Consider the following 5,635-nt stretch of genomic DNA (forward strand, 5'->3'; position numbering starts at 1 on the left):
CCGCCGCGTTCACGAGAAGCGCGTCGAGCACCGTGCGGCGGGGACAGAAGCCTCCCATCCCGTCGTTCGCGTCGGGAATCGTGCCGCGCAGCGCAAATGGACCCACATCGAACGTCATTCGCCGGCAAATAGGCGGCACCCCTGTCGCGGCAAGGCGCTGAAGGAGTCCCCAGCGTCCGAGGATCTCGGCGCCATGGGGCCACAGGATGTGTGTCGAAATCGTGTCGCTTGGGAAAGTCGCCTTATCGACGAGCAGGACCTTGAACCCGCGGCGCGCGAGGAGCATAGCGGTCGGCGAGCCGGCACACCGCGCGCCGATGACGATGGCGTCGTACATCGTGAACCTCCCCGTTGACAGACACTACCCAACGCGGGAGGGCGTCGCCATCGGACGGATTACCCAAAATCACGACGTCTTGAAATTGGGTAATTCTTCGTACGGGATTCAGATGAGGTTGTGCTCGTAGGCCCAGGCCGTGGCGGCGGAGCGGTTCGATACGCCGAGCTTGTCGAAGATGTTGCTGACGTGACGGGCGACGGTCTTTTCGCTGATGAACAGCTCCTCGGCGATGTGCCGATTCGTCTTGCCGGAGGCAATGAGGCGAAGCACCTGTGCCTCCCGTTCGCTGAGCGAGCCGGCAGGCTCACTCCTGCCCCGATTCGGTTGCTCGCCGATGCGTGCGAGACAGAACTCGGCGTTGAGCTGCTCGAATAGCCTCCGCGCGGCCTCGACGTCGAGACGCTGGCCCTCCTGATCACCACGCCGCTCACAGACACGGGCCATCAGGAGGCACGTGTGCCCCTCTTCGTAGGGCATCTCCAGATCGCGCCAGATCTCGGATGCTTGACAGAGCCACGTGGCGGCATCCTCCACGTCGCCTTCTGCGAGGAGGACAGCGCCGGTGGCCTGGGCGGACGCCGCGTTCAGCAGCGAGGCCCCGATGGCGCTTGCGATCGTCGACAGCTCGGTGGCCGCTGCCCGTGCGTGTTCGACATCACCGGCGGCCAGCAGGATGTCGACGGCCGCGGCCAGCATTCGTGCCCGGGCCGCCTGTGTCCGCGTATCGAGCAGAACGCTGCGGATTGATGCGGCGGCGGCATCGATCTCTCCCTGGGCGAGACGAAGCAGCGACAGTCCCGGCTGTGGCTTTCGCCCGCGTTCGTTCGCCTGCATATATGCGGCTTGAGCCTTCTCGAAGTCACCGCGAAGCCGGTGAATCTCGCCGAGGCGGTAGAATGCCGCGCCCGCCGCCGGCCGGGACATCAGCAGCTCACAGGCGTCCTGCGCATCCCGGACCGCTTCATCCCACTTCCCGCGTAATTGCATGACCTCGGCGCGATAGAGGAGGCACTCGCCGCGATAGCGCACGAGATCGGGTTGCGCGGCGCACCAGCGCGCGAGCGACATCGTCCACTCGTACGCACGGCGCAGATCGAAAATCTCCTGGCATGCCTCCAGCACGGTGCAGTAGGCATCGCCCGCTATCATCGGCGACACGTCTCCTGCCATCGCCGCGACCATGGCTTCGTCGAGCAGCGCGACACCCTCGCGGACGCGTCCGAGACGGATCAGGGCACGCCCGCGACCCTGAACGGCTTTGCATGCGAGATTACGATCCCCGTATCGGCGGGCGATCTCCGCGGCCTGATTGAAGAGGTCATCTCCAGCGGCTGGATCACCCTGCATGATGCGTTGAATGGCGGACGGTATGAGCAGGTATCCGCGGACGACACACTCGATTCCCGCCTCGTCCAGGATGTGCTGGGCTCTCGCGAACCAGCCTGATGCAGGAGCGATGGCGCCTCGCAGCTGCAGTTCGACGGCGAGCCGGAATGCAGATCGCGCAGCGCCTTCGGGGTCGCCGCGCTCGAGAAACGTCCGATGGGCCCGTTCCCAGACAGCCTCGCTCTCGTCCTCCCGCCCCAGAAGGTAGGCAGCCGTCGCGAGTCGTTCGAGGTCTTCAGGTTCCAGCGGGGCTTCCCGATCAGCTGCCTCGAACAGGCGATACGAGTCCGCCCATGTGTGCTGGTCGAAGGACTTCCGGGCACGCGCGAGGAGGTGGATGTCGCTCATGCGCCTGTGCAGAATGGTAGATCGTTCGGGGCCATCAAAGGGACGGCGGGCTGAAAACTCGGTTGGCTCAGCGTCGGGGGGAGCTTCTGACCGTGATGTTTGTGAACGTCGTCTCCAGGACTGCGACCCCTGTGGAACGGTAACGGCGTGTGAATCCCCCGTCGCATGAGTCAGTCCAACGATGAGCGAGCAGCTTCGGCTCGCCGATCTTCTCGGCGGTCTTTCGATTGTGTCCGGTCTCCCTCCCGCGGCGCTTCAACCAGAATCAGGCTGGGCGCGGTCTTGTTCTTGGAACGCGACATGTTGCACATCGGGATCGGCCCTATCGAATACGTTGCAGGACCGCCGGACCTCCTCGCGAGTGAGCACCAGGGCAGCTCTTGCGCTCGTGAGGTGCGCATCAGCGAGGAGGTCCAAGTTCTGTAGAGCGTTTGCCCAAGAAGAATTTGATCCACACAGGACACGGCGGTGCGGTGCCGCAGCGGAAAGCCGCATCGAGGATGTCAGCCTGCGGCGCTTGTTGTGGTGCGGGAGACCGGCCTGATGTGGGCGAACATGCTGCGGGCGTTCCAGGTTGGGAACGCTCTTACGAGCGACGGGGAGCCGTCGAGTTGGATGCGGCCGTCGCGGGTGGCTTGGGCCCAGGTGAGGTGGCCGGCGTGCCATTTGACGAACGCTTCGGCTTCCGCCGTGATGTAGAGATCCTCGTCGAGGCCGGGGTACGTCTTGCAGATCTCGGTGTCTCCGAGCTCGATGAGAAGCCAGTAGCGCTCACGCCGCGGGCGACCGGTGAAGTCGAAGCGGATGACGACGCGTCGATCCGGGAGCCGGTCTCGGCGGAGCGCGTTGCACATCGACCACAGGGCCACAAAGGGGTCGAGGTTCTCAGGGGCGATCTCGAGCCAACGCGCACCCCACTCGCCGAGCGACTGGCAGACCTTGAAGAGGTCGTGGCCCGCAGACGTGAGCTCGTAGTGGTGCCCGCGCCCCTTAGCCTTGGGTGCCGACTTGACGACACCGAGCCGTTCGAGCTGTGCGAGCCGCTGTGAGAGTAACGTTCGGGAGAGTCCGGGCGCGCCCTCGAGGATCTCGCTGAAGCTTCCGCAGCCAAGGTATAGGTTGCGGATGATGAGAGGTGTCCAGCGCTCAGCGAAGATCTCGGCGCCGCGAGCGATGGGGCAGTACTGACCGTACGTCCTCACGACGCCAATGTTCCACACTCGCCTTCGATTGTGAAGTCCAGATTCTTGACTTTACGGCCGCGGTCCGTGGTGGTCCGATGGAGCTGTCGAGAGAGGAGGACACCATGACGACACCGACAAGCGCGGAGGTCGGCCACGGGAGCAAGGGTCCAACCGTCGTCGAGATCGACGGGTTCCGAGGCCGGCTGATCAGTGCCGACCACCACGACTACGACATCGCCCGTGCAGTGTGGAACGGTGCGATCGACCGTCGCCCGCGCCTGATCGCCCGATGCATCGGGACCGCCGACGTGGTCGCGGCCGTGCGTTTCGCCCGCGACCGCGATCTGGAGATCGCCATACGGGGCGGAGGCCACAACGTCGCGGGCACCGCCGTCTGCGACGACGGGATCGTCATCGACCTCTCGTCGATGCGGGCCGTGCGCGTCGATCCCGCAGGCCGCAGGGCCTGGGTGCAGGGTGGTGCGCTGTGGGGCGACGTCGACCGCGAGACGCAGGCGTACGGTCTGGCCACCACCGGCGGAATCGTGAGCCACACTGGAGTCGCCGGGCTCACACTCGGCGGCGGCGTCGGCTGGCTGATGCGCAAGCACGGTCTCACGGTCGACAACCTCCTTGCCGCCGACCTCGTGACGGCCGACGGCCGGCGGCTGCGTGCGTCCGCGGACGAGCACTCCGACCTGTTCTGGGCGCTGCGCGGCGGCGGCGGCAACTTCGGCGTGGTCACGTCGTTCGAGTTCCGCCTCCACACCATCGGGCCCACCGTCCTGGCCGGGCCCATCCTCTGGGACGCGACAGATGCCGGTGAGATCCTCCGCTTCTACCGCGACTTCGTCCGCGACGCTCCCGACGAGCTCGGCACGGTCGTGAGGTTCGGCGCCGCGCCGCCGCTACCGGTGATTCCCGCGGATCTGCACTGGCGCCCGGTGGTGATGGTCGCTACCTGTTACACCGGGCCGATTGAGGAGGGTGAGCGGGTGCTTCGCCCGCTGCGCGCATCGCAGACTCCGCTCCTCGACCTGGTCGGGCCCACGCCGTACGTCGGATTCCAGAGCGCGATCGACTCGACCGTCGTCCACGGTTGGAACTACTACTGGAAGTCCACGCATCTCCCGGAACTCTGCGACGACCTCATCGATGTGATCGTCGAGCACGCGTTCTCCTGCTCGTCGCTGCGGTCATACGTGGCGATGTTCCATCTGAAGGGAGCGGTGAGCCGGGTGACTGAGGGCGGAACGGCGTTCGGGAACCGGCAGGCTTCGCATGCGATGACCCTCGATGGTGTGTGGCGACCCGGCGAGGAGTTCGGCGACCGGGACATCGCTTGGACGAGGAGGTTCTTCGCCGCCCTCGGCCGCTTCCGCGAGGGCGTCTACGTCAACTTCCTCGGCGGCGACGAAGAGCCCGATCGGGTCCGCGAGGCGTACGGCGACTCGGTCTACCACCGGCTGATGGACGTGAAGAGCACGTACGACCCCGACAACGTCTTCCACCACAACCAGAACATTCGCCCGCGGTTGAGTGATGGTGTAGGTGGTTCCGATGGCGCGGACGATGTTTGATCGGTGTGGCGTTGAGCGGGCGGTGGTTCGGGGGTCTCCGGCGCAGAAGCTGGTGGCCGTCGGCACGCGCCTGTAACCACCCGGTGAGCGGCGTCCTTATTGCGCGTTTGCGCGCGTGGTTCGAGGGAGGTGACCCGAGCCGGTTTCGGGCACCACACGCGCCGATCACAGAGCATGTGAATGTCGGCCTCGCTCGTCCGTACACGATCGCCGACTGGCCGACGGTTCTTCGTGCCAAGTCCCGAGGCGTTCGAGGGCTAGCGCCGGATGGTGGGCGTCAGCGGCCGCAGACTGCTTGAAGCCGGCAAAGGCTGTGTCGCTCTTCGAGACTCACCTCGCGAAACCTTGGCGAACCTGTCAATAACAGGCCATTTACGCGGCTTCTCGGATCAACCAGTTGCGGAAATCGTCCAGTGCGGTGAGCCACTTCTTCGCCTCCGGCTCGAATTGGCTCTCGGGCTGGCTATCAGGCGTCGAACGCCTCGCGTTCCGGTAGGCGTTCTCGGGACGAATCCATCCCGAGGAGCCAGCTCCTGTAAATGCCAAAGAGTCAATAGTTTGCGGACATTCTCAGGGTTGTCGCGTAACTACATATGAGCTTGCGACGTCCAGGTTCCCCTCCTGCCAATGCGTGCTCGCTGTCATCTAGAATGCCCCTCAACTCCAACCGGGCCGCATGGAACTGAACAGTCTCTCGACTTGCCGGCGAGGCTTCCTGCGGTTGACCCGGCGCCTGCTGCTCGCGCTGTCTCTGGTCGGATGCGGCGCGCGAGCGGACGCCCAGATGCTCGATCCAG

General features: G+C 65.3%; 5 protein-coding genes. 2 read left to right on the forward strand and 3 right to left on the reverse strand.

Annotated elements, in window-relative coordinates; translation table 11 throughout:
- Both VFQ05_04695 and VFQ05_04700 read right to left on the reverse strand, forming a co-directional pair.
- Positions 1 to 337 (reverse strand): FAD-dependent monooxygenase (locus VFQ05_04695; protein HET9326051.1); only part of this gene is annotated, 337 nt, incomplete at its 3' end.
- 108 nt (positions 338 to 445) lie between these two features.
- Complete coding sequence (locus VFQ05_04700; protein HET9326052.1) at positions 446 to 1,408, reverse strand: LuxR C-terminal-related transcriptional regulator; 963 nt, start codon at positions 1,406 to 1,408, stop codon at positions 446 to 448.
- Between VFQ05_04700 and VFQ05_04705 the strand changes: the two genes are divergently transcribed.
- On the forward strand, positions 1,379 to 1,786 hold the full coding sequence (locus VFQ05_04705) for a hypothetical protein (GenBank protein ID HET9326053.1): 408 nt from the start codon (positions 1,379 to 1,381) through the stop codon (positions 1,784 to 1,786). The genes VFQ05_04700 and VFQ05_04705 overlap by 30 nt on opposite strands.
- Positions 1,787 to 2,577: 791 nt before the next feature.
- On the opposite strand, the gene VFQ05_04710 is transcribed toward VFQ05_04705, so the two are convergent.
- Entirely contained in the window at positions 2,578 to 3,276 is a 699-nt protein-coding gene (locus VFQ05_04710) for a helix-turn-helix domain-containing protein (protein ID HET9326054.1), read from the reverse strand.
- A 104-nt stretch (positions 3,277 to 3,380) separates the two neighbouring features.
- Here VFQ05_04710 and VFQ05_04715 point away from each other — a divergent pair, with 104 nt between their 5' ends.
- The gene (locus VFQ05_04715) at positions 3,381 to 4,838 is read left to right on the forward strand and encodes an FAD-binding oxidoreductase (GenBank protein HET9326055.1); all 1,458 of its coding nucleotides are present in this window, start codon (positions 3,381 to 3,383) and stop codon (positions 4,836 to 4,838) included.
- Positions 4,839 to 5,635: the final 797 nt, after the last annotated feature.

Source organism: Candidatus Eisenbacteria bacterium, assembly GCA_035712145.1.
Lineage (GTDB): Bacteria > Eisenbacteria > RBG-16-71-46 > RBG-16-71-46 > RBG-16-71-46 > DASTBI01.

Bases quoted from the DNA above. Each gene is read 5' to 3' on its own strand.
- VFQ05_04700 (HET9326052.1), bottom strand. From the start codon at position 1,408: ATGTCGCTCGCGCGCTGGTGCGCCGCGCAACCCGATCTCGTGCGCTAT.
- VFQ05_04715 (HET9326055.1), top strand. From the start codon at position 3,381: ATGACGACACCGACAAGCGCGGAGGTCGGCCACGGGAGCAAGGGTCCA.